The following is a 23384-nucleotide window of genomic DNA, read 5'->3' as shown; positions in this document are numbered from 1 at the left end:
CGGTCCGCCGGCCGGCGCAGCCCCCGGCCGGTCCGCAGCGATCGTTACCACCGCGTAACTTACTGACGGGTTACCTTCGGTAATCCCCTCCCGTTACCGTCGGGTCACTTTGACAACCCCGGCGCACGCGAGGAGCGATCGATGCAACGCACCACTACCGCCGCAGCCGTGGCAGCCCTGCTGGCGGCAGCCGCCCTGGGCCTGGCCCCCCACCAGGCCCAGGCGGCTCCCGCCGCCACCGCGGCGAGCGCCGCCGCCTCCTCGGAACTGCGCTTCCACGACATCCCCGGCTCCGGCGGCATCACCCTCAAGGGCAACGTCTTCGCCCCCTCGGCCGCCGTGGCCGGCCGCACGTACCCGCTGATCGTGCTGCCGACCAGCTGGGGAGTACCGCAGATCGAATACATCGCACAGGCGAAGAAACTCGCCGACTCCGGCTACGTCGTGGTCAGTTACACCTCCCGCGGCTTCTGGCTCTCGGGCGGGCAGATCGAGGTGGCCGGCCCCGCGGACGTCGCCGACGTCTCGGCCGTCATCGACTGGGCGCTGGCCAACACCGCCGCCGACGCGGACCGCATCGGCCTCGGCGGCGTCTCGTACGGAGCGGGCATCAGCCTGCTGGCCTCCGCGAACGACCCCCGCGTCAAGGCCGTGGTCTCGATGAGCGGCTGGGCCGACCTCATCGACTCGATCTACTCGGGGCGCACCCAGCACCTGCAGGCCGCAGCCGTGCTCGGCGCCGCCGGCTCCCTCACCGGCCGCCCGGGGCCCGAACTCCGGCAGATCCTCGGCGACTTCCTCGGCTCCCGCCTGGACAAGGAGGAGCAGATGATCGAGTGGGGGAAGAAGCGCTCGGTCGCCTATCAGGTGGACCGGATCAACGCCAACGGCACGGCCGTCTTCCTCGGCAACGCCTGGGGCGACACCCTCTTCCCGCCGAACCAGTACACGAGGTTCTTCGAGCGGCTGACCGGGCCCAAGCGCCTGGAACTGCGGCCCGGCGACCACGCCACCGCCGAGGGGACCGGGCTGCTCGGCCTGCCCAACGACACCTGGACCAATGCCCGCCGCTGGTTCGACCGCCATCTCAAGGGCGAGCTCAACGGCGTGGACGGCGAGGCCCCGGTCCAGCTGAAGTCCCGCAGCAACGACGGGTACGAGGGCTACGCCGACTGGAAGTCCGTCGGCTCCGGCGGCAGCGAGAGGCTCGCCCTGGGCGACAGCGAGCACCTCTTCGCCAACGTCGACTCCGGCGCCAACGGCGGCGTCCTGCTGCTGTCCAACCTCCTGGACCAGATCGCCAGGACCCCGCCGATGGCCTCGATCCCGCTGCTCCCCCGCTCGTTCGCCGCCGTCTGGCAGTCCGGGCGCTACGCCGAGGAGCGCCGCATCCGGGGCGCCGTGAAACTGCACACCACCGTCACGCCCACCAAGGGCGACGGCACCTTCGTCGCCTACCTCTACGACGTCGGCCCGCTCGGCATCGGCAAACTCGTCAGCAACGCCCCGTACACCTTCCACGGCAAGGCCCCCGGGCAGGCCTTCGGGGTGGATCTGGAGCTGTTCTCCACCGCCTACGACGTGCCCGAGGGCCACCGGCTCGCCCTTGTCATCGACACGGTCGACCCGCTCTACATCGAGCACAACCCCACCGGCGCACAGCTGACCTTCTCCTCGCCCGCCACCGATCCCAGTTACGTCTCGGTGCCGCTGCGCGAGCAGTGATCCACGGCTGCTGCCGGGCGGGAGGCTCCCCCTCCGGGGCTGTTACCGGCCCGGCAGCACCACTCCCGGCTCGGGCGGGCCCAGGTCCACGGCCCTGGTCTTGACGTTGCGCCGCTCCCGCCGGGCCACCCAGGTGGCGAACCACGAGAGCAGCATGCACATCCCGATGTAGATCGGCGAGATGATCATCACGACGGGGATGAACGGCAGGTCGTAGTCGAGGTTCGCGGCGATCAGCTTGCCCGCGTGCAGGAACTCCTCGTAGGTGATCAGGTATCCCAGCGAGGTGTCCTTCAGCGCCACCACCAGCTGGCTGATGATGGTGGGCAGCATGGCCCGGACCGCCTGCGGGGCGAGGACGTAGGTCATCACCTGTGTCTTGCGCATGCCCAGCGCGTACGCCGCTTCGCGCTGCCCCCTCTCCACCGCGTTGACGCCCGTCCGGAAGACCTCGGCGAGCACCGAGCCGTTGTACAGGGTCAGGCCCGCCACCAGCGCCGGCAGCGGCTGGACCTTGAGTGCCACGAAGATGAAGAAGATCATCACCAGCACCGGCATGGCCCGGAAGAACTCCACGCACAGGGTCGACAGCCAGCGCACCGGCCGGTGCACCGACAGCCTGCCGGTGGCGAGCACCGCACCGAGCGCCAGGGAGAGCACCGAGGCGTACGCGAAGGCCTTGAGGGTGTTCCACAGCCCCTTGAGCAGGAGCTCCTGGATGCCCTGGTAGGTGAACGGGGACCATTTGGCGGCGGTGAACTGGTGGGTGTCGAAGAGCAGGTAGACGATCCAGCCTGCCAGGGCGACGATCAGCACCGTCGAGAGGATCCCGTAGAGGAAGTGCCGGCGCTGGGCCAGCGGTCCGGGGATGTCGTAGAGGGCGGTGGACTCGGTGTCCCCGTGCAGCGCGTGCGCGGTCATCGGGCGACTCCGTAGCGCTTCTCGAGCACGTTGAAGAGCGCGCTGATGGACAGGGTGATGATCAGATAGCCGACGGCGATCCAGACGAAGGTCCAGATGATGCTGTAGCCCAGTTCGTTGAGGGTCTTGTACGTACCCAGCAGCTCGGTGACGCTGAACGCGCCGGCGATGGCGGAGTTCTTGGCGAGCGCGATCAGCGTGGAGCCGATGGGCGGGATCACCGAGCGGAAGGCCTGGGGCAGCACCACGGAGCCCAGGGTCTGGCCGAAGGTCATGCCGAGGCTGCGGGACGCCTCCCCCTGGCCCTTGGGCACGGTGTTGATGCCCGAGCGCAGCACCTCGCAGATGAAGGCGGAGGTGTAGCAGCCCAGGGCCAGGACGGCGAACAGCTGGAAGGGCAGCACGATTCCGAAGCGGGGCAGGCCCAGCAGCACGGCGAAGAAGAGCAGGGTGAGCGGGGTGTTGCGCAGCACCGTGACCCAGACCGTCCCGAAGACCCGGAAGGAGCCGACGGGGGCGACCCGGAACGAAGCCATCACGAAGCCCAGGACGAGGGCGAGCAGGGAGGCGTAGACGGTCAGCTCGACGGTTCCGAGGAAACCCTTTCCGTAGAGCGAGAAGTTCTCGGTGAGTACGTCCATGGCGGTGCCCTCTCCTTCAGCTCGCCGGGTAGCGGTCGATGGGGGGCGGCGTCGGGGCCGGCACGCCGGACAGGCCGAGCGTGGCCTCGTAGGCCTTCTTCCAGTTGCCGTTCTTCTCCTGGGCCTCCAGGGCGTCGTCGAGGGCGAAGCGCAGGGCGTTGTCGCTGCGGGGGACGCCGATGCCGTAGGGCTCCTTGGAGAACGGCTCGCCGACCACCTTGAGCTCTTCGGGGACCTTGGCCGCGTAGCCGAGGAGGATGGAGTCGTCGGTGGAGACGGCGTCGACCTGGTAGGTGAGCAGGTTGTCCACGCAGACCGAGTAGGTGTCGTAGGCGACGAGGACCGCCTTCGGGAACTCCTTCAGGAGCCGCTGGTACGGGGTGGAGCCGGCGGCCGAGCAGACCTTCTTGCCCGCGAGGTCCTGGGGGCCGTTGATGTCCTTCTCGTCCCTGCGGACCAGCAGGGACTGCCCGGCCATGAAGTAGGGGCCGGCGAAGCCGACCTGCTTCTTGCGGTTGTCGTTGATCGTGTAGGTGCCGACGTAGTAGTCGATCTGGCCGTTCTGGAGGGCCGTCTCGCGGTTGGCGGAGGCGATCGTCCTGAACTCGATGGTCTTGGGGTCGAAGCCGAGCGAGGCCGACATCATCTTGGCGATCTCGACGTCGAAGCCGGAGTAGCGGCCGCTGGCCGGGTCCTTCTCCCCCAGGTACGGCTGGTCCTCCTTGACGCCGACCACCAGGTGGCCGCGGCGCTTGGCCTTCTCCCAGGTGCGCGAGTCGGGCAGCTGGAATCCGGTGTCGACCTGGTAGACGGGCAGGTCCTCGGGCTGCGGCCCCTTGACCGGCGGGCTGCCGGACTTGCCGCAGCCGGCGGCGGCCACGGCGACGAGGAGGACGGCGAGGGCGCGGAGCGCGATCATCGGCCGGCCCCCTCAGTGCTTCAGGATCTTGGAGAGGAAGTCCTTCGCCCGGGCGCTCTCGGGGGCGGTGAAGAACTCCTCCGGGGTCCGGTTCTCGATGATCCTGCCGTCGGCCATGAACACGACGCTGTTGGCGGCGGAGCGGGCGAAGCCCATCTCGTGGGTGACCACGACCATGGTCATGCCCTCCGCGGCGAGCTGCTGCATGACCTCCAGCACCTCGTTGATCATCTCCGGGTCGAGCGCGGAGGTGGGCTCGTCGAAGAGCAGGGCCTTGGGGTTCATGGCCAGGGCGCGGGCGATGGCCACGCGCTGCTGCTGCCCGCCGGAGAGCTGGGCGGGGAACTTGGCGGCCTGGTCGGCGAGCCCGACGCGCTCCAGCAGCTCCCGGGAGCGCTTGTCCGCCTCATCCCGCTTGCGGCCGCGGACCTTCATCTGGGCGAGCGAGACGTTCGCGAGGACGGTCTTGTGCGCGAAGAGGTTGAAGGACTGGAAGACCATTCCGACCTCGGCCCGCAGCCGGGCCAGCTCCTTGCCCTCGGCGGGCAGGGGCTGCCCGCCGATCAGGATCGTGCCCGATTCGATGGTCTCCAGCCGGTTGATCGCCCGGCACAGGGTCGATTTCCCTGAGCCGGAGGGGCCGATGATCACCACCACCTCCCCGCGGCCGACGGTGAGGTTGATGTCCTGCAGGACGTGGAGCGTCCCGTAGTGCTTGTTGACGTCCCGCAGCTCGATCAACGGATCGACGGCCATGCGCTGCCCTGCCCACTTGTCGGTGTCGAGGTCTGGGCAAACTATCCAGCCCGGGAAGGGCACTTCGCCTCGACACGCCTAAAGGGGCATAAACGTCGCATAAACCTCCACCTCGGGGTCAGCCTTCGGAGGCCTCCGCGTAGGCCTGGCTGAGCTCGGGGGAACCGGTCATCGCCCAGGACACCCCGGACTCGATCACGTTGAGCTCCCGGCCCGAGGCCAGCCGGATCACCGGCTGGCCGTTGGGCCAGACCTGCCAGCCCGCGCCCGGGATGGTGCGGATGATCACGGTCCCGAGGTAGAAGCCCGCGTCGTTGCCGAGCCACGGCACGACCTCGGGGTCCCGCCGCCAGCGGGGCATCAGCTGGTCGAGCTGCTCCAACGAGGCCTGGCTCTCGTCGAGTTCGAGCCCGGCCGCCCTGGCCTGGACGCGCAGCATCTCGCACTCCGAGAACAACTCCGCGATGCCCTCGGGATCATCGGCCAGGGCGGTGGCCAGGCCTGCCGTCCGTTCCGTTTCGTGCCGGTTCAGCCAGTTGTCCAGGAAAGGGATGTTCATACCGCCCAGCGTCGCACCAGGATCCACCGCTGGCCACAGGGCGCGCCTGGATCCGCGGGCCCGGATCGGGTCCCGCGGTCCGCCGCTCCCCACCGGCCCCACCGGCCCTACCGGCCCCACCGGCCCCACCGGCCCTACCGGCCCTACCGGCCCTACCGGCCCTACCGGCCCTACCGGTCGAGGTTCAGGTCGACGACGACCGGCGCGTGGTCGGACGCCCCCTTGCCCTTGCGCTCCTCGCGGTCGACGTAGGCGTCGGTGACGGCCTTGCCGAAGGACTCGTTCCCGTACACCAGGTCGATGCGCATGCCGCGGTTCTTGGGGAAGGCCAGCTGGCGGTAGTCCCAGTACGTGTAGGGCCGGTCGTACTTGAGGGGGCGCGGGAGCACGTCGGAGAGCCCGGCCTCGCGCAGCGCGTCCAGGGCGGCCCGCGCGGCCGGGGTGACGTGGGTGAGGCCCTCGAAGACCGCCGGGTCGTACACGTCCTCGTCGGTCGGGGCCACGTTGAAGTCGCCGAGCACCGCGAAGGGGCGGGGGCCGGCCGCGTCCCCGGCGACGGCGGCGGTGAGGGAGCGGAACCAGCTCAGCTTGTAACCGTAGTGGTCGTGCTCGACCTCGCGGCCGTTGGGCACGTACACCGACCAGAGGCGGACCCCGCCACAGGTGGCCGAGATCGCGCGGGGCTCCTGGACCCCCTCGTAGTCGGGGCCGCCGGGCAGGCCGACGACCACGTCGTCCAGGCCGACCTTGGAGAGCAGGGCGACGCCGTTCCACCGGCCGGTGGCGTTGACGGCCGACGCGTAGCCGAGCTCGCGCAGCGCTTCGTGCGGGAACTGCTCCGCCGAGCACTTGGTCTCCTGGACGCACAGGACGTCCGTGCCGGACTTCTCCAGCCAGGCCAGCAGCCGCGGCAGCCGGGCGGTGATGGAGTTGACGTTGAACGTGGCGATACGCATGCGTCCCAACCTACCGCCCGGCACCGACAGTCACAGGTCGGCGGCGTCCCCGGCGGAGAGCCGGCCGTGATCGGTGCCGCCCAGGGAGCCCAGGGCCATGTCGTAGACGGGCCGGGCGATGTCGGAGAGGTAGGCGTCGTGAATGTCGATGGCCCGCCGCGGCTTGACCTCGCGGAGGTAGTCGATCACCTCGGCGACCTTGTTCCAGGGGGCGTGCACCGGCACCATCAGCGTGTCCACGGGCGCCTCGGGCACGGTCAGCGCGTCCCCGGGGTGGAACAGCGAACCGTCGACGAGGAAACCCACGTTGGTGATCCGCGGGATGTCCGGGTGGATCACGGCGTGCAGCTCGCCGTGCACCTGGACGTCGAATCCGGCGGCGCTGAAGGTGTCCCCGTGGCCCACGGTGTGCACCCGGCCCGGGTAGGCGGGGGCGAGCCGGCCGGCGACGCTGCGCAGGGTCCACAGCGCGGCGGCCGGATTGGCGTCGAGGGCGGCGCGCAGCCGGCCCTCGTCGAAGTGGTCGGGGTGCTCGTGCGTGACCAGCAGGGCTTCGGCCCCGAGGCCCGCGTCCGGTTCGCTGAAGGCGCCCGGGTCGATGACGAGCGTGCGCCCGTCCTTCTCCAGCTGGACGCAGGAGTGCAGCCGCTTGATGAGCTTCATGATCCCAGGCTAACCGGGGACCGGGCCCGGTCAGGGGGTGGTCGTGGAGACCACGTAGACCTTGGAGACCTTGGGGTCGCCGAGGTCGACCGTGATGTCGCGGGTGGGCCGCGGGTCGCCCTGTTCGAGGGTGGTGCCGACCCAGTCGGTGCTCTCCGTCCAGTCCCAGCCCGCGACCGAGGTGTCGTGGGCCGAGATGGACACCCCGGGCTTCAGCTCCTCGCGGCTGGTGCCGACGGAGGCCAGGAACGCGTCCAGCTCGGGCGGGGTCACGGCGAACTGTGTGAACAGCCGGCTCGTGCGCCAGTTGTTGGTCTCCAGGAATCCGACCCGCCAGGCCTTGGGCGGGATGGGCACCTCGTAGATGCTGCGCTGCACCCGGGAGGGCCAGCCCGGGCGCACCGTGGACGCGCCGACCTTCGCCGCCTTGTCGCGGCCGCTCTCGCGGCTCTGCTGGGTGGAGATCGCCAGGTAGCCCGCGGGTACGCCGACCAGCAGCAGGATGATGATCGCGGTGATCCAGCGGCGCTTGACGACGTGCCTGCGGTCCTCGGCGGTGGGCGGCGGGCCGCCCTCCTCGGGGGACGGGGCCTGGCGGGGCAGGGAGGGCGGGGTCACGGCTGCTCGGTGTCCTTGGGGGCCTTGGTGTCCTCGGGGGCCTTGGGGGCCTTGGCGTCCGCGGGGCCGCCGGTGTCGCGCCGGCCCAGCTGCTGCGCGTAGCGCTCGTACCGTTCGTAGCGCTCGACGCGGCGGCGGGTGGCGCGCCGGAAGCGGCGGGCGACGAGCCGGGCCAGGTCGGCCGCACCGACCATACCGGCCTCGGGGCCGAGCTGGGCCTTGGCGATCCGCGCCTCGGGGCGGTAGCCGCGGCCGGTGAGGTGGCGGCGGAAGGCGTCCCGCGCGGGGCCGATCAGCAGGTCGTCGGCCGCGCTGACGCCGCCGCCGATCACGAAGCAGGAGGGGTCGAGGGCGGCGGCCAGGTTGGCGATGCCGACGCCGAGCCACTGGCCGATGTCCTGGAGGAGCTCGACGCACATCGCGTCGCCCTCGCGGGCCAGCTCGGTGATGAGCGGACCGGTGATCTCGGCTACGTTCCCGCCGACCCTGGCGATGATGTTGTGGGCGACCGGCGAGTCGGCGGCGGCCAGCTCGCGGGCCTCGCGGACCAGGGCGTTGCCGGAGCTGTACTGCTCCCAGCAGCCGCGGTTGCCGCAGGGGCAGCGGTGCCCGCCGGGGACGACCTGCATATGGCCGAACTCGCCGGCGACCCCGTACCGGCCGCGCTTGACCTGGCCGCCCTCGAGGATGGCCCCGCCGATGCCGGTGCCGAGGGTGATCATGACGAGGTGGTCCTCGCCGCGGCCGGCTCCGAAGCGCCATTCGGCCCAGGCGGCGGTGTTGGCATCGTTGTCGACCATGACCGGGACCACGAGCCGGGACTGGAGCGCGTCGCGCAGCGGCTCGTCGCGCCAGGCCAGGTGGGGTGCGAACAGCACGCGGGAGCGGTCGGCGTCGACCCAGCCGGCCGCCCCGATGCCGACCGCGTGCACGTCGTGCCGGTCGGAGAGGTCCAGCACCAGTTCGACGATGGTGTCCTCGACGACCTTGGGGCTCTTGGACTTGTCCGGGGTCTCGGTGCGGATCTTCTCCAGGATGACGCCGTCGGCGTCGACCACCCCGGCCATCACCTTGGTGCCGCCGATGTCGATGCCGACGGTCGGGACCCGCGGGGCGGTCAGGTGCGACCGGCGCTCACGGGTCCCGATGGTCCGCAGGACGGTGCCTCGCGCCGACCCCCGGTGGGCGAGCGTGAAGTCCCGGTACGTGCTCATCGAGTCGTGTCGTCCCTCAGGGTGCGGTGGTGCCGGATGCGGTGTCTGCTGCTCCGGACGGCTGGTCCGGTCCCGATTCTGCCACTCGCTCCAGTTCGTGGCTCAGTTCGTCGAGCTCGGAGCCGCCCGCCATCTGCCGGGTGAGCTCGTCCAGGGTGATCGAGTCGCGGGTGTGGCTGCCCGCCATGGTGCCGCGCTTGAGCAGCACGAAGCGGTCGCCGACCAGGTAGGCGTGGTGCGGGTTGTGGGTGATCAGGACCACACCGAGGCCCGCGTCACGGGCCGCGGCGACGTACTTGAGGACCACGCCGGACTGCTTCACGCCGAGCGCGGCGGTGGGCTCGTCCAGGACGAGGACCTTGGCCCCGAAGTGGACGGCCCGGGCGATGGCCACGCACTGCCGCTCGCCGCCCGACAGGGTGCCGATCGGCTGGTCCACGTCGCGCAGGTCGATGCCCATGCGCAGCAGCTCGGCGCGGGTGGTCTCCCGCATGAGCTCCACGTCGAGGCGGCGGAAGGGCCCGCGCCCCTTGGTGGGCTCGGAGCCGAGGAAGAAGTTCCGCCAGACGGGCATGAGCGGGACGACGGCCAGGTCCTGGTAGACCGTGGCGATGCCGTGGTCGAGGGCGGCGCGCGGGTTGGCGAGCACGGTCTCCTCGCCCTCGATCTCGAAGCTGCCGGCGTCGTGCCGGTGCAGACCCGCGATGATCTTGATGAGGGTGGATTTGCCGGCGCCGTTGTCGCCGAGGACACAGGTGATCTCGCCGGCGTGCACCTCCAGGGAGACCCCCTGGAGCGCGCGGATGTTGCCGTAGAACTTGCTGACGCCGGTCAGCTTCACGAGCGCGGGGGTGTCGGTCACGGTCACTTCGCCTCCGCCCGCTTGCGGACCCATGCGTTGAGCAGCGTCGCGAGCAGCAGCATCGCGCCGAGGAAGAATTTGAACCAGTCCGGGTTCCACTGGGCGTAGACGATGCCGTTGCTGGTCATGCCGAAGATGAAGGCGCCGACCGCCGAACCGATGGCGGAACCGTAACCGCCGGTCATCAGGCAGCCGCCGATGACGGCCGCGATGATGTAGAGGAACTCGTTGCCGACGCCCTCGCCCGACTGGACCACGTCGAACGAGAACAGGATGTGCTGCCCGGAGATCCAGGCGCACAGGGCGACGCCCATGTAGAGGCCGATCCGGGTCTTCACGACGGGGACGCCGGTGGCGCGGGCCGCGTCGGCCCCGCCGCCCACCGCGAAGATCCAGTTGCCGGCGCGGGTGCGCAGCAGGATCCAGGTGGCGACGGCGACCAGGGCCAGCCACCACAGGATGGTGACCTTCAGGGTGACCGAGCCGATGTTCCACTGCGAGGCGAACAGGGCGCGCGCTGAGGAGAAGCCCTCCATGTCGGCGATGCTCTTGGTGGAGACCGAACCGCTGATCAGCTTGGTGAAGCCGAGGTTCAGGCCGGTCAGCATCAGGAAGGTGCCGAGCGTGATGATGAAGCTGGGCAGTTTGGTACGGGTCAGCATGAAGCCGTTGAAGAAGCCGACGGCCAGGGTGACCAGCAGCGACACCAGGACGCCGACCCAGACGTTGGCGGTCATCTGGTAGCTGAACATCGAGCTCAGCAGCGCCGAGGTGGTGACCATGACACCGGCGGAGAGGTCGAACTCGCCGCCGATCATCAGCAGCGCCACCGGGACGGCCATGATCCCGATGGTGGAGGCGGAGTACAGGACCGTGCTGAGGCTGGACGCCCGCAGGAAGCTGTCGGCGGCGAAGGAGAAGAAGACGAAGACGGCGGCGGCGCCGACGACGGCGCCGAGCTCCGGGCGGCCCAGCAGCCTGCGGACCAGGGAGGTGGGCGCGAGCCGCTCGTCCACGGTGGCGGACGCGCTCATCGGCTGCCCCGCTTGATGAACTCCTCCAGCTTGGCGGCCTCGGCGCCGGTGACGATCTGCGGTCCGGTGAGCACCGGGCGGCCGCCGCCGAGCGTGTCCGCGTTGTAGCGGTAGAGCCAGAGCAGGTCGACCGCCTCGTAGCCCTGGAGGTAGGGCTGCTGGTCGACGGCGAAGCCGAGGGCGCCGGACTTCAGGTCGCGGGCGACGGCCTCGTTGAGGTCGAAGGTGTCCACCTCGGCCTTGCTGGCGGCCCCCTCCTTGGCCTTGACCGCGGTGGGGGCGAAGGGGGCGCCGAGGGTGAGGATCGCGTCGACGGACGGGTCCGCCTGGAGCTTCGCCTGGATGGACGCCTGGACGGAGGGCATGTTGGTGCCTTCGACGTACAGGTTCTCCATGGTGCCGGAGAAGGTCTTCTTCGCCCCGGCGCAGCGCTGCTCGTGGCCCACGTTGCCCTGCTCGTGCAGGACGCAGACGGCCTTCTTGCGGCCGCGCTTGGTCAGCTCGGTGCCGACCGCCTCGCCGGCGATCTCCTCGTCCTGGCCGATGTGGGTGAGCGCCCCGTACTCGGCGGACTGGGCGGATCCGGAGTTGACCGTGACCACCGGGATGCCGGCCTTGACGGCCTTTGCGATGACGTCCTTGAGCGCCTCCGGCTTGGCCAGGCTCACGATGATCCCGTCGACCTTCTGGTCGATGGCGTTCTGCACGAACTGTGCCTGCTGCTGTGCCTGGTCGTCGTGGGCGTAGACGAAGTTGATGTTGTCCTTCGCCGCGGCCTCCTTGGCGCCCTTCTGGACGATGTCCCAGAAGGTGTCGCCGTCGCCCGCGTGCGTGACCATCGCGAAGGTCCAGCGCGGGGTGGAGACGGCCGGCCGGCCCGCCTCGGCGGCCTTCGCCCGCTCCTCGGCGCGCTTGCCGCCCGTACTGCTGCAGCCCGCGAGCGAGGCTCCCAGTACCGCCGCGAGCACGGCGCCCACGACGCGTACCCCTGTCCGAACCCTAGCCACGTCGCCGCGCCCTTCCCTCGTCACCAATTCGGTCATTCCGGTTCCAGCCGCTCAGTATCCGCCACAGTGGACCATGCAGGCTCATCGGGGCAGGCCCGGGCAGATTGACAGGTCCCCCGTACGGGGTCAGGTTGAGTGCATGCGCATCGGGCTCATCGGGACGGGCCGGATCGGGTCCTTCCACGCGGCGGCGCTCGCCCGCCACCCGGAGGCGGGCTCGCTCCTGCTCGCCGACGCCGATCCCGCGCGGGCGGCGCGGCTGGCCGACCGGCTCGGGGCCACCGCCGCGCCCTCCGTGGAGCAGGTCTTCACCTGGGGCGTGGACGCGGTGGTCGTGGCCTGCGCCACCGAGGGACACGCGGAGCTGGCCGTACGGGCGGTGCGCGGCGGGCTGCCGGTCTTCTGCGAGAAGCCGCTCGCCCCCGACCTGGCCCGGACCCTGGCCGTGCTGCGCGAGGTGGACGCGGCCGGCGGAGTGCTCCAGGTGGGTTTCATGCGCCGCTTCGACGCGGGCTACCGCACGGCCCGGGAGCTGGTCCGCACGGGCGCCCTGGGCCGGCTGCACACCGTACGGACGACGACGGGCGATCCGGCTCCGCCGCCGGCCGCGTACCTGCAGGCCTCGGGCGGGCTGTACCGGGACTGCCTGGTGCACGATTTCGACATGGTCCGCTGGGTCACCGGGCACGAGGTGACCGAGGTGTACGCGACCGGGTCGGACGCGGGACCGGCCCGGTTCCGGGAGGCCGGTGACATCGACACCGCGGCGGCCGTGCTCACCCTGGACGACGGGACCCTGGTCACGGCGACCGGCACGCGGTGCAACGGCGCCGGGTACGACGTGCGGATGGAGCTGGCCGGGGAGCTGGACCAGGTCTCCGTCGGGCTGGACGACCGTACGCCGATCGCCTCGACCGAGCCGCAGGGCCCGCCGCCGGCGAGCAAGCCGTGGCCGGGGTTCCTGGAGCGGTTCGCCCCCGCGTACGAGGCGGAGCTGACGGCCTTCGTGCGCCTGGTGCGCGGCGAGGGCGCCAACCCGTGCGACGGCCGGGAGGCGCTCGCCGCGTTCCGGGTCGCGGAGGCGTGCGTGCTCTCGCGCCGTGAAGGGCGCCGGGTCCGGCTGGCGGAGCTGCCGGATCTGTGAGCGGGTGGCCATCGGGCCACCTTAGGGCCGCTGTTCACCCCGGACGGGGAGCGGATCCGGACAATCAGCCGACGGCGCGACGGCCCCATGCCGTCCCGGCGAGCACGAGGGCGGCGCCCGCGAGACCGAGGGGGCCGAGGTGCTCGCCGCCGATGGCGATGCCGGCGGCGGCCGCCCACAGCGGTTCGGTGCCGAGCAGCAGGCTGACGCGGGAGGGCGAGGTGCGGCGGACGGCCCACATCTGCACGAAGAAGGCGAAGAGCGTGCACAGGACGGAGAGGAAGACCAGCCCGGCCCACTCGGCGGGGCCGAAGGCGGCGGCCACGGCCCAGGGGCTGTCCCCGGTGCCGGGCAGCCCGGCCAGGACCGCGAAGACGAGGACCGCGCCGCCGAGCTGGACGGTGGTCAGGGAGAGCGCGTCGGCCTCCTGGACGGCCTTGATGCGGGCCGTCAGCAGCACGTTCAGGGTCCGGGCGAGGGCGGCGGCGAGCATCAGCAGGTCGCCGAGGCTGGGTGCGGTGAACCCGCCGCCCTGGGTGAGCAGGACCACGCCCGCGACGGAGACCGCGGCGGCGGCGAGGAACGCGCCCGAGGGCATCCGCCTGCGCACGGCCGCCTCGGCGAGCGGCGTGAAGATCATGGTCAGGCTGATGATCAGCCCGGCGTTGGTGGCGGAGGTGTGCACGACCCCGTAGGTCTCCAGCAGGAAGATCCCGCCGAGTACGAGGCCCAGCAGCCCGGCGCCGCGCAGCTGGGCGGGGGTCAGCGCGCGCAGCCGCCGCCACCCGGCGACGACCAGCACGGGCAGGACGAGGCCGAAGCGCAGGACGAGCACGCCGATCACGGTCTGCGTGGTGGTGATGCCCTTGGCCGCGAGGTAGCTGCCGCCCCAGACGACGGCGACGGCCAGGACCGGCAGGTCGGCGAGCCAGGCGGCGCCGCCGGGAGGTCTGCCGGGAGCTCTGCCGGACGTGGGGCGGGGGGCGTCGCCGACAGCGGCGGGTGTGGCTTCGGGGGCGGGCGAGGTCGCGGTCACCGGTGGTCTCCAACGGTCCGGAAGGAGTGGAGACTTCGGCGGCTCTCACGCGTGCGGGCCCACCGTACCGGAGCCGATCATGCCGGTCGAGCCATTTGCGGGCCTGTCAGACCTGCCCCGTAGCATCGGGGACATGGCTGATCTCTACGCCCTGGACCTGGCCTTCAACCTCGTCGAGACCACCCCGGAGGCGCCGCTCGCGGAGCTCCGGCGGCAGCTGGAGCCGGACGGACTCCTCGGCACCCGGGGCCCGGCGTGGCGCGTCGGGGGCATGCTCGTCGGCGACTTCGGGCCGGACGAGCGCGGCGGCTGGGCCCTGACCAGCCGCCAGGAGATCCACGCCGAGCAGCTCCCGGACCTCGAGGACCTCCTGCTGCTCCTGGCACCCCACATCCGCCCGCCCGGCCCGGTCGGCCGGATCCGCCACTACGAGCACGAGTCCCCGGACCTGCTCGTCCTGCGCGAGGGCCGGGTGGTCCAACTGGCCCTGGACCCGCGCTAGGTGTATTGATCTGGACGTACTTTGCTTTCGCCCGGTGCGGCGAGAGCGGGTGCCAGGCGTCGCGGGGCAGACGGGAGTTAGACGACAGGCCCCAGGGGGCGTCTATGCGCCGAAGGTGCCGAAGGCCGCGCGGCCCCTGGTCCGGTACGTGTGGACGGCGATGCCGGTGGACGTCGTACGGGAGCCCGTCAGGTCGAAGGCCGTCGGCAGCCCGCCGGTGGGGAACAGCCGCCGCCCCGCGCCCAGGAACACCGGGAAGACCAGCAGGTTCAGCTCGTCCACGAGGTCCCGCGCCAGGAGCCACTGCGCGAGCTGCCCGCTGCCGTGCACCTGGAGTTCGCCCTCCAGCGCGTCCTTGGCGCGGACGACCTCGCTCTGCAGCTGCTCCCCGTCGATCACGGTGACCGGCCCCCAGGACGGCTCCTCGAGGGTCGTCGAGGCCACGTACTTCGGCAGTCTGTTCAGGTTGGCCGCGACCGGGTCGGCGGGGTCGTCGTGCCGCGGCCAGTACGAGGCGAAGATCTCGTACGTCCTGCGCCCGAGCAGGAAGGCCCCGGCCCGGTCGAAGACCTCGGTGACGAACTCCCCCATCCCCTCGTCGGCGTAGGGCACCACCCAGCCGCCGTACTCGAACCCGCCGCTGGTGTCCTCCTCCGGGCCGCCGGGCGCCTGCATCACGCCGTCGACGGACAGGAAGGTGGTGAGGGTCAGCTTTCCCATGGCTCTGCTCTCCCGGCTCGATCGTCCTTACGCGGACTCAGACTCCCGGGACGGCCGGAACTCATCGGTGCGGCGCGCGCGGAACGCCACGTCCGATTCCCGCCAGCGGACGGCCGCCGACCGCCATTTCATTGAAGTCGCAACCAATTGGGTGCGGACGGCGACGGAGGAGGACGGCATGAACCGCATGAACCGCATGAACGGCATGAACGGCTCGGTGGCACTGGTGACCGGGGGCGGCCGCGGGATCGGGGCGGCGACCGCGCTGCGGCTCGCGGAGGACGGGTTCGACGTCGTGGTCACGTACGTCGCCGACGCGGCGGCGGCCACGGAGGTGGTCGGCAAGGTCGAGGCGCTCGGCCGGCGCGGGCTGGCCGTACGGGCCGACGCGGGCGCGGCGGACGGGGGCGCGGCGGCGGTGGAGGAGGCCGTACGGGCCTTCGGGCGGCTCGACGTCCTGGTCGGCAACGCGGGGGTGGGCGTGCTCGGGCCCCTGGAGGAGCTGGCCCCGGCCGATGTGGACCGGGTGCTCGCGGTCAACGTACGGGGCGTGTTCCTGACGGCGCGGGCGGCGGCCGGGCAGATGGGTCCGGGCGGCCGGATCATCACCATCGGCAGCTGCATGGCCCAGCGGGTCCCCGGCCCGGGCGGCACGCTGTACGCGATGAGCAAGTCGGCGCTGACCGGGCTGACGAAGGCGCTGGCGCGGGAGCTCGGCGGGCGCGGCATCACCGCGAACCTCGTGCATCCGGGGCCGGTGGACACGGACATGAATCCGGCCGACGGGCCGTACGCCGGGCCGCAGGCCGCGCTGACGGCACTCGGCCGGTTCGGCGCCCCGCACGAGGTGGCCGGCCTGGTGTCCTTCCTCGCGGGGCCGGACGCCTCGTACGTGACGGGCGCCGAGTACGCCGTGGACGGCGGCCACGCTGCATGACCCTCACCCCGGGCCCGGAACCCGGGCACGGGCGGTGAACGCGCGTAGGGGCGCACCGGGCAGTGGTGCGCCCCTACGGGGCGTGCGCGGCCCGGGGGTGTCGGCCCCCGGGCCGCGCACGGCGGTGCGGCGGGACGGGACTACGCGCCGAGCTCCTGGGCACGGGCGGCAAGGGCGGCGCCGCCGGACTCCGTCAGGGAGCCGTGCAGGCGCAGGCGGGAGAAGCCGCCGTCCGGGAAGATGTCGATCCGGACGTGCGTGCCGACCGCCGGGGCGTCCAGCACGAAGCGGTGGTTGGTGTCGGGCTGCAGGCGGGTGCGCGGCAGGAACTCCACCCACTCGCCCTCCTCACCGGTCTTGACGGAGAGGGAGGCCCAGCCCGCGGAGTTGCCCTTCAGGTACGCCGTGTCGATCTCCACGGCGCGGATCTCGGACTCGGCGACGAGCTGGTAGCGGATCCAGTCGTTGCCGTCGTCACGGCGGCGGGCGGTCTCCCAGCCGTCGTCCATCTTGCGGGAGCGGCCCGGGTTGATGGTGTTGGTCGGCGGGGAGTAGAAGCGGTTGGACGCGTCCTGGACCGAGCCGCCGTTCTCGAGGGCGACGACGTCGAAGGTGCCGAGCGTGGCCAGCCACGCCGGGTCGGGGAGGACCTCGCCGTACACGCGCAGGCGGGCGATGCCGCCGTCCGGGTGCTGGTTGACGCGCAGGTGCGTGAAGCGCTGCTCCGCGGTCACCTCGAAGCCGTTGGCGGCGTGGCCGCCGACCGGGGTGCGCGGGACGAGCACGGTCCACTTCACGTCGTCGGCGAGGAGCTCCTCCGGGGTCGGCGCGAGCGCGCCGTCCCAGTTGGTGCCCTCGATGGAGACGGCCTGCGGCATGTTGCCGCGGAAGTGGGCGGTGTCGACGACGATGCCGCGGATGACACCGGGGGCGCCCAGGCGGACGAGCGCCCAGTCGTGGTCCTCGGGGGTCGGCCAGGGCTGGGTGGCGGAGACGCCGCGGCGGCGGCGGGTCTCCCAGCCGTCCATGATCTTGCCCTTGTGGCCGAAGTGCTCGGGGTCGAAGTGCGCGGCCTCGGCGATGAGCAGGTTCTCGCGCTGGGCGAAGAACTCGTCGTTGGCGGCGATGACACCGGCACCCAGCTCACGGGCTGCGAGGTTCGCGTACTGGGTGAACGGGAAGTCCGCGGTGCGGTAGTCCGCGTACGGGTCGCCGCCTCCGTACGGGTTCGCGTTACCAGTGAAGGAAGCCAGTCCAGTTGAACGCTGTGCCACTGTCAGTTCTGCCTTTCGAGGAGGAGGCCCGTGGGCTCGGTCGGGGTGCCGTGGTCGGCGATCTGCGTACCGCGCAGCCAGGTGGACTTCACGACGCCGTGCAGGGTCTTGCCCGCGTACGCCGTGATCCGGTTGCGGTGGTGCAGTTCGGCCGGGTCCACAGTGAACGTTTCTTCAGGGGCGACGACGGCGAAGTCGGCGTCGCGGCCCACCTCGATCGCGCCCTTCTGCGCCAGCCCCGCGAGGGCGGCCGGGGCGGTGGACATCCACCGCACGACGTCCTCCAGGCTGCGGCCGCGGCGGCGCGCCTCGGTCCAGATGGCCGGCAGGCCCAGCTGGAGGGAGGAGATGCCGCCCCAGGCGGTCGCGAAGTCGCCGGTCTTGAGGTCCGCCGTGGAGGGCGAGTGGTCCGAGACGATGCAGTCGATGGTGCCGTCGGCTAGCGCGTCCCACAGGAGGTCCTGGTTCACGGCCTCGCGGATCGGCGGGCAGCACTTGAACTCGGTCGCGCCGTCCGGGACTTCCTCGGCGGTGAGGGTGAGGAAGTGCGGGCAGGACTCGACGGTGATCCGGACGCCCTCGGCCTTGGCGGCGGCGATCAGCGGCAGCGCGTCGGAGGAGGACAGGTGCAGGACGTGCACGCGGGCTCCCAGCCGCTTCGCCTGGGCGATCAGGTTCGCGATCGCGGTGTTCTCGGCGTCGCGCGGGCGGGAGGCCAGGAAGTCGGCGTATTTGGGGCCCGGGTTCTGCGGCGCGGAGTCCAGGTGGTGCGGGTCCTCGGCGTGCACGATCATCAGGCCGCCGAAGCCGGTGATCTCGGCGAGGGAGGCGGCGAGCTGCTCCTGGTCGAGCTCGGGGAACTCCTCGACGCCCGAGGGCGACAGGAAGCACTTGAAGCCGTAGACGCCGGCGTCGTGCAGCGGGCGCAGGTCCTTGACGTTGTCCGGCAGGGCGCCGCCCCAGAAGCCGACGTCCACGTGCGCCTTGGCCCGGGCGACCTCCTGCTTGACGCGCAGGTTGCCGGCGGTGGTGGTCGGCGGCAGGGAGTTCAGGGGCATGTCGAGGATCGTGGTGATGCCACCGGCCGCCGCGGCGCGGGTCGCGGTCCAGAAGCCTTCCCACTCGGTGCGGCCCGGGTCGTTGACGTGGACGTGGGTGTCGACCAGACCGGGAAGCAGGACGTCGTCGCCGAAGTCCTCCAGCCGGGCTCCGGCCGGTACCTCGGCCTCGTGCGCCAGCACGGCCGTGATCTTCCCGCCGGCGACGGCCACCGAGGCGGCGCGCGTCCCCTCGGGGGTGATGACGCGCGTCGAGCGCAGTACCAGTTCCACAGCCACGTCGGACACCGGAACCTCCCCATCTACTTCCACAGAGCGAAATTCAACGTTCTGTTGACGGAGTCTTCACGGCGATCGAGAAGCAGTCAAGAGTGCCCGGACGGACCGCCGACACGCCCTCATCGCAATTGGATGTTTCCACAGGATGGAATTAAGATTTCGCTATACAGAATGTAGCTACCACCACCGGGGGGCGGGAAGGTAACTTCCCGAGGACGTCCGCCACCCGGACAAACCACCTCTGACCGGCGGGGACGGCATCGCCCCTGCTCTAGGGCCGACGCCGACCGACCGGTAGGCTGCTTCCTTGCCTGCCAGCACCGAAAGGACCGCGCCGTGCCGACGTCCAGCGCCAGCACCACCGACGCTTCCGCCAAGCCCACCGCCGCGGGCGGTGGCGTCCAGTCCCTTGAGCGCGCCTTCGATCTGCTCGAACGCATGGCCGACGCCGGGGGTGAGGTCGGCCTCAGCGAGCTCTCCGCGGCCAGTGGACTGCCGCTGCCCACGATCCACCGTCTCATGCGCACCCTCGTCGCATGCGGCTACGTCCGCCAGCAGCCCAACCGACGGTACTCCCTCGGACCCCGGCTGATCCGCCTCGGCGAGTCCGCGTCGCGGCTGCTGGGCACCTGGGCCCGCCCCTACCTCGCCCGCCTGGTCGAGGAGACCGGGGAGACGGCGAACATGGCCCTGCTCGACGGGGACGAGATCGTCTACGTCGCCCAGGTGCCCTCCAAGCACTCCATGCGCATGTTCACCGAGGTCGGCCGCCGGGTGCTCCCGCACTCCACCGGCGTGGGCAAGGCGCTCCTCGCCTACACCCCCGCCGACGAGGTACGGGCCCTGCTGGCGCGGACCGGCATGCCCGCGGCGACCGAGAAGACCATCACCACGCCCGAGGGCTTCCTCGACGCGCTGGAGAAGGTCCGCAAGTCGGGCTACGCGGTCGACGACAACGAGCAGGAGATAGGAGTCCGCTGCCTCGCCGTGTCCGTGCCGAACTCGCCGACCGCCGCCGCGATCTCCATCTCGGGCCCGGCCGGCCGCGTCACCGAGGCCGTGGCCGAGTCCTTCGTGCCGATCCTGCAGGGTGTCGCCGCCGAGCTCTCGGTGGCCCTGTCCAACCAGACCCCCGCCTGAGCAGCACGGACACGGGCGGGCACGGCCGTGCCGGCCCGGCACTGGGCCGACTGCCGCCCGTCGATGGCGGGGCGCGCGCCGGCAGGGCAGCGTGGTGGGCAACTGACCCGCCTCCCCGCCCCGAGGTCCGCCCATGGCCCCGCCCCCCCTCACGGCGCCGAGCCCGACCGATGCCCCGCCCGGGTCCGCCGCCGGCGCGGGGCGGCGGCGGGCTCTCGTCCTGCTGACCCCCGTCGCCGCCGCGTACGCCGTCGCCCAGCTGCTCCTCGTCGTGCCGGGCACCGGACTCGGCTGGGACGAGACCGTATACGTCAGCCAGGTCGCGCGCGACGCTCCCGCCGCGTTCTTCAGCGCCCCGCGCGCCCGCGGAATCACCCTCCTCGTCGCCCCCGTCACGCTCGTCACCCCGTCCGTCACGGCCCTGCGGATCTACCTGGCGCTGCTATCGGCGGCGGCGCTCCTGCTCTCCCTCTGGGTGTGGCGGCGGCTGTTCCCCGCGCCCGTGCTCGCCCTGGCCGGTGCCCTCCTCGCCGGCCTGTGGCCGACTCTGTTCTACGGTCCGCAGGCCATGCCCAATCTCTGGGTGGCCTTCGGGGCGCTCCTCGCCGTCGGCTGCTTCCTCCGGGCCGCCCGCGATCCGGGCGACCGCCTCGCGCTCGCCGGGGTCGTCGCCGGGATCGCCCTCGCCGCGCTCATGCGCCCCTCCGACGCGGTCTGGCTCGTCCTGCCGCTAGCGTGCGTCGTGCCGGCCGTGCGCGGCGGGCGGCGGCCCGCGCTGATCGCGGCGCTCGGGGCAGGGGCGCTGCTCGGAGGCGCCGAGTGGGTCATCGAGGCCGAGCTCCGCTACGGCGGCCTCCTCACCCGGCTGCACCGCGCCGGCGAGATCCAGGGCGGCCTCGGCTGGCACCCGGCGTTCGGCCACCACCTGCGCGCCCTCGCCGGCCGTACGCTCTGCCGCCCGTGCGACGTGCCCTGGTCCCAGCCCGTCACCGCGCTCTGGTGGTTCGCGCTGCCGCTGCTGACCGCCGGCGGGCTCGTCACCGCGTACCGGGCCGGGCGGCTGCGCCTGGTCCTCGTACCCACGGCGGCCGCGCTGTCCCTGGCGGCGCCCTACCTGCTGCTGGTCGGATACGCGGCACCCCGCTTCCTGCTGCCCGCGTACGCCCTGCTGGCCCTCCCCGTCGCCCTGTGCCTCACCCGAGTGTTCACCCGGGCCCGTACCCGCCCACTCGCCCTGGGAGTGCTCTGCCTGGCGCTGGCCGCGCATCTCGCGCTCCAGCTCGCGGTCACCGCCACGCTGGGAGCACGCGGCAGGGCCAACCGGACGGCGTTCACCGCCGTGGTCGCCGAACTGCACCGCCAGGGGGTACGGCCGCCCTGCGTGGTCAGCGGCGAGGAGGCCGTCCGGGTGGCCTTCCGCGCCGGATGCGCCTCTCGCCAGGTCTACGGCGGCCACGACGGCAGCATCACCGCGGACGGGCTCGCCGTCCTGGCCCGCACCCGGCCCACGGCCGTGCTGGTGCCGGCCGGGGCGCCACCGCCTCCCTGGGCGCGGGGCTGGCGGCCGCTCCCGCTGCCGGACTTCCCCGGCGTGGGCGGCCGCCTCGCCTACCTGGCGCCTTCGGCACGCCCCGAGGGCGCTTGGGCGTCGCTCAGGCGGGGACCGACACGGTGAGGCGGCCGTCGGCCATCGTCGCCGTACGGTCCATCCGCTCCAGGTGGGCGTGGTCGTGGGTGACCAGGACCGTGGCCGTGGAGCGCTCGCGGGTCAGCGTGACCAGCAGGTCGAGCACGGCCGCGCCGCGCTCGTGGTCGAGGGCGCTGGTCGGCTCGTCCACCAGCAGCACGGCGGGTTCGTTCATCAGGGCGCGGGCTATGTTGATCCGCTGGCGCTGGCCGCCGGACAGCTGGTGGGGCCGCTTGTCGGCCTTGTCCGCCAGCCCCACCGCGTCCAGCAGCTCCAGCGCGCGCCGGCGCAGCAGCCGCGAGGGGCGGCCCGAGAGGTGGGCCATGACCTGGAGCTGTTCGGCGGCGGTCAGCGAGGCCAGCAGGTTGGGCTGCTGGAAGACGATGCCGATCGTCTCCCGGCGCAGGGCGGACTTCTCGGCGGCGCTCAGCCCCGCCGTGTCCCGGCCGGCCACGACCACCCGGCCGGAGTCCGGGGTGACCAGGGTGGCGGCGACGGCGAGCAGGCTGGACTTGCCGGAACCGGAGGGTCCTATCACCGCGGTCAGGGTGCCCGCGGGCACCTCCAGCCCCACCGCGTCGAGGGCGGTCAGCCGGGAGTCTCCGTCGGGGTAGGTGAGCGTGACGTCGTGCACGAGCAGGGTCATCGGGCGCTCCCGAGGGCGGTCAGCGGGTCGACGGCGGTGATCCGCCGGATGGACAGGGCCGCGCCCAGCGCACCGAGCGCGATCATCACGGCGGCCGGTACGAGCACGGTGGCGGTGTCGAGCACGAAGGGCACGTCCCCGCCGCTGATCAGCGCCCCGAAGCCGGCGGCCAGCGCCGTGCCCAGCCCGGTGCCGATCGCGAGCATCACCACGGCCTGGCCGAGGGCGTCCTTGAGCAGGTACGGGGTGGAGGCGCCCAGCGCCTTCAGGACGGCGATGTCCCCGCTGCGCTGGATGGTCCACACCGTGAAGAAGGCGCCTGTCACCAGGGCCGAGATGGCGAAGAGGAAGCCGCGCATCAGCTGGAGCGAGCCGTTCTCGGCCTGGTAGGAGCCGATGGCGCCCAGGGCCTCGTCCACCGTCTGCGCCCTGGTGCCCGCGGCCTCGTCGGCCGCGGCCAGGTCGATGCCGTCACCGGAGACCGCGAGGACGGTGGCCAGGTTCTCCAGGGAGGTGCCCGGGTTGCCGATGCGCTGCCAGTCGTTCAGGTCCATCCACACCACCGGGGTGTGGCTGTAGGCGGCTGTGCCGGAGACCGCGGCCACCACCAGCTCCAGCGGGCCGATCTTGAGCCCGGCCCCCGCGGTGAGACCGCCCAGCTCCTTCGCGGCCTTCTCGGTGAGCACCACCCGGCCCTGGGTGAGGCCCGCGCCGCGCGGGGCCAGCCCCCCGGCCGGCTCCACGCCGAAGACGGACACCGCGGCGGTCCGCTCGCCCGAGGCGGCGTTGGTGGTACGGATCCCGAGCGGCTCGGCGGCGCGCACCCCGGGCCGCTCCCGCCAGGCCCGCCAGGCCTTCTCGGGCACCTGGGAGTTGGTGAAGGACACCTTCTGGTCACCCGCGGGCGCCGCGAACGCGAGGTGGGTGGCGGGCAGCCCGGTGACGGCCGAGACGTTCTCCCGGGCCAGGCCCGCGGTGAGTCCGGACAACAGGCCGACCAGCAGCGTGATCAGCAGGACCACCGAGCCCATGAGGGCGAACCGGCCCTTCGCGAACCGTAGATCTCTCCATGCGACGAACATGTCC

Annotated in this window: 24 protein-coding genes; 6 read left to right on the top strand and 18 right to left on the bottom strand. The window is 72.1% G+C overall.

What is annotated here, in order from left to right; all coding sequences use genetic code 11:
- Nucleotides 1-141 precede the first annotated feature (141 nt).
- Nucleotides 142-1725 carry a CocE/NonD family hydrolase gene (locus ACTVZO_RS32030; protein WP_443301641.1) on the top strand — a complete coding sequence of 528 codons (1584 nt, stop codon included), beginning with the start codon at nt 142-144 and terminating at the stop codon, nt 1723-1725.
- Between the two features lie 42 nt (nt 1726-1767).
- On the opposite strand, the gene ACTVZO_RS32025 is transcribed toward ACTVZO_RS32030, so the two are convergent.
- The 12 genes from ACTVZO_RS32025 to ACTVZO_RS31970 form a co-directional block, all read right to left on the bottom strand.
- Complete coding sequence (locus tag ACTVZO_RS32025; RefSeq protein ID WP_443301640.1) at nt 1768-2646, bottom strand: amino acid ABC transporter permease; 879 nt, start codon at nt 2644-2646, stop codon at nt 1768-1770.
- Entirely contained in the window at nt 2643-3287 is a 645-nt protein-coding gene (locus ACTVZO_RS32020; protein WP_384230390.1) for an amino acid ABC transporter permease, read from the bottom strand. The genes ACTVZO_RS32025 and ACTVZO_RS32020 overlap by 4 nt, the downstream gene beginning before the upstream one ends.
- 16 nt (nt 3288-3303) lie before the next feature.
- On the bottom strand, nt 3304-4206 hold the full coding sequence (locus tag ACTVZO_RS32015) for a glutamate ABC transporter substrate-binding protein (RefSeq protein WP_443301639.1): 903 nt from the start codon (nt 4204-4206) through the stop codon (nt 3304-3306).
- Between the two features lie 12 nt (nt 4207-4218).
- Nucleotides 4219-4962 carry an amino acid ABC transporter ATP-binding protein gene (locus tag ACTVZO_RS32010; protein ID WP_443301638.1) on the bottom strand — a complete coding sequence of 248 codons (744 nt, stop codon included), beginning with the start codon at nt 4960-4962 and terminating at the stop codon, nt 4219-4221.
- Between the two features lie 118 nt (nt 4963-5080).
- Entirely contained in the window at nt 5081-5521 is a 441-nt protein-coding gene (locus ACTVZO_RS32005; RefSeq protein WP_443301637.1) for a DUF6278 family protein, read from the bottom strand.
- A 170-nt stretch (nt 5522-5691) separates the two neighbouring features.
- On the bottom strand, nt 5692-6477 hold the full coding sequence (locus tag ACTVZO_RS32000) for an exodeoxyribonuclease III (RefSeq protein ID WP_443301636.1): 786 nt from the start codon (nt 6475-6477) through the stop codon (nt 5692-5694).
- Nucleotides 6478-6507: 30 nt separating this feature from the next.
- A complete protein-coding gene (locus ACTVZO_RS31995; RefSeq protein ID WP_443301635.1) occupies nt 6508-7140 on the bottom strand; it encodes an MBL fold metallo-hydrolase in 633 nt (210 codons plus the stop codon).
- A gap of 30 nt (nt 7141-7170) precedes the next feature.
- Complete coding sequence (locus tag ACTVZO_RS31990) at nt 7171-7758, bottom strand: hypothetical protein (RefSeq protein ID WP_443301634.1); 588 nt, start codon at nt 7756-7758, stop codon at nt 7171-7173.
- Nucleotides 7755-8972, bottom strand: coding sequence for an ROK family glucokinase (locus tag ACTVZO_RS31985; protein ID WP_443301633.1), 1218 nt, complete (start codon nt 8970-8972; stop codon nt 7755-7757). Before ACTVZO_RS31985 ends, ACTVZO_RS31990 begins: the two co-directional genes overlap by 4 nt.
- Nucleotides 8973-8988: 16 nt before the next feature.
- On the bottom strand, nt 8989-9867 hold the full coding sequence (locus ACTVZO_RS31980; RefSeq protein WP_443301632.1) for an ATP-binding cassette domain-containing protein: 879 nt from the start codon (nt 9865-9867) through the stop codon (nt 8989-8991).
- The gene (locus ACTVZO_RS31975; protein ID WP_443301631.1) at nt 9837-10868 is read right to left on the bottom strand and encodes an ABC transporter permease; all 1032 of its coding nucleotides are present in this window, start codon (nt 10866-10868) and stop codon (nt 9837-9839) included. Before ACTVZO_RS31975 ends, ACTVZO_RS31980 begins: the two co-directional genes overlap by 31 nt.
- A complete protein-coding gene (locus tag ACTVZO_RS31970) occupies nt 10865-11875 on the bottom strand; it encodes a sugar ABC transporter substrate-binding protein (protein WP_443301630.1) in 1011 nt (336 codons plus the stop codon). The genes ACTVZO_RS31975 and ACTVZO_RS31970 overlap by 4 nt, the downstream gene beginning before the upstream one ends.
- Nucleotides 11876-12014: 139 nt before the next feature.
- Here ACTVZO_RS31970 and ACTVZO_RS31965 point away from each other — a divergent pair, with 139 nt between their 5' ends.
- On the top strand, nt 12015-13019 hold the full coding sequence (locus tag ACTVZO_RS31965) for a Gfo/Idh/MocA family protein (protein WP_443301629.1): 1005 nt from the start codon (nt 12015-12017) through the stop codon (nt 13017-13019).
- Between the two features lie 64 nt (nt 13020-13083).
- Here the strand turns inward: ACTVZO_RS31965 and ACTVZO_RS31960 are convergent, their stop codons facing one another.
- Entirely contained in the window at nt 13084-13938 is an 855-nt protein-coding gene (locus tag ACTVZO_RS31960; RefSeq protein ID WP_443303332.1) for a DMT family transporter, read from the bottom strand.
- A gap of 250 nt (nt 13939-14188) precedes the next feature.
- Between ACTVZO_RS31960 and ACTVZO_RS31955 the strand changes: the two genes are divergently transcribed.
- The gene (locus ACTVZO_RS31955) at nt 14189-14557 is read left to right on the top strand and encodes a hypothetical protein (RefSeq protein ID WP_443301628.1); all 369 of its coding nucleotides are present in this window, start codon (nt 14189-14191) and stop codon (nt 14555-14557) included.
- 102 nt (nt 14558-14659) lie between these two features.
- Here ACTVZO_RS31955 and ACTVZO_RS31950 read toward each other — a convergent pair whose 3' ends face one another.
- The gene (locus ACTVZO_RS31950; protein WP_443301627.1) at nt 14660-15277 is read right to left on the bottom strand and encodes a dihydrofolate reductase family protein; all 618 of its coding nucleotides are present in this window, start codon (nt 15275-15277) and stop codon (nt 14660-14662) included.
- Nucleotides 15278-15455: 178 nt separating this feature from the next.
- On the opposite strand from ACTVZO_RS31950, the gene ACTVZO_RS31945 reads away from it, so the two are divergent.
- Complete coding sequence (locus ACTVZO_RS31945) at nt 15456-16214, top strand: SDR family NAD(P)-dependent oxidoreductase (RefSeq protein ID WP_443301626.1); 759 nt, start codon at nt 15456-15458, stop codon at nt 16212-16214.
- A gap of 140 nt (nt 16215-16354) precedes the next feature.
- On the opposite strand, the gene alc is transcribed toward ACTVZO_RS31945, so the two are convergent.
- Complete coding sequence (gene alc / locus ACTVZO_RS31940; RefSeq protein ID WP_443301625.1) at nt 16355-17488, bottom strand: allantoicase; 1134 nt, start codon at nt 17486-17488, stop codon at nt 16355-16357.
- A gap of 2 nt (nt 17489-17490) precedes the next feature.
- Nucleotides 17491-18825, bottom strand: coding sequence for an allantoinase AllB (gene allB, locus ACTVZO_RS31935; RefSeq protein WP_443303331.1), 1335 nt, complete (start codon nt 18823-18825; stop codon nt 17491-17493).
- A 336-nt stretch (nt 18826-19161) separates the two neighbouring features.
- Between allB and ACTVZO_RS31930 the strand changes: the two genes are divergently transcribed.
- Nucleotides 19162-19965, top strand: coding sequence for an IclR family transcriptional regulator (locus tag ACTVZO_RS31930; RefSeq protein WP_443301624.1), 804 nt, complete (start codon nt 19162-19164; stop codon nt 19963-19965).
- A gap of 133 nt (nt 19966-20098) precedes the next feature.
- Entirely contained in the window at nt 20099-21640 is a 1542-nt protein-coding gene (locus ACTVZO_RS31925; RefSeq protein ID WP_443301623.1) for a hypothetical protein, read from the top strand.
- On the opposite strand, the gene ACTVZO_RS31920 is transcribed toward ACTVZO_RS31925, so the two are convergent.
- A complete protein-coding gene (locus tag ACTVZO_RS31920) occupies nt 21618-22298 on the bottom strand; it encodes an ABC transporter ATP-binding protein (RefSeq protein ID WP_443301622.1) in 681 nt (226 codons plus the stop codon). The genes ACTVZO_RS31925 and ACTVZO_RS31920 overlap by 23 nt on opposite strands.
- Nucleotides 22295-23380 carry an ABC transporter permease gene (locus ACTVZO_RS31915; RefSeq protein WP_443301621.1) on the bottom strand — a complete coding sequence of 362 codons (1086 nt, stop codon included), beginning with the start codon at nt 23378-23380 and terminating at the stop codon, nt 22295-22297. The genes ACTVZO_RS31920 and ACTVZO_RS31915 overlap by 4 nt, the downstream gene beginning before the upstream one ends.
- Nucleotides 23381-23384: the final 4 nt, after the last annotated feature.

The organism is Streptomyces sp. IBSNAI002 (assembly GCF_052244475.1).
Taxonomy (GTDB): Bacteria; Actinomycetota; Actinomycetes; order Streptomycetales; family Streptomycetaceae; genus Streptomyces.
The sequence above is the reverse complement of the archived record's forward strand: the minus strand, read 5'-3'. Positions and strand labels throughout refer to the sequence as shown.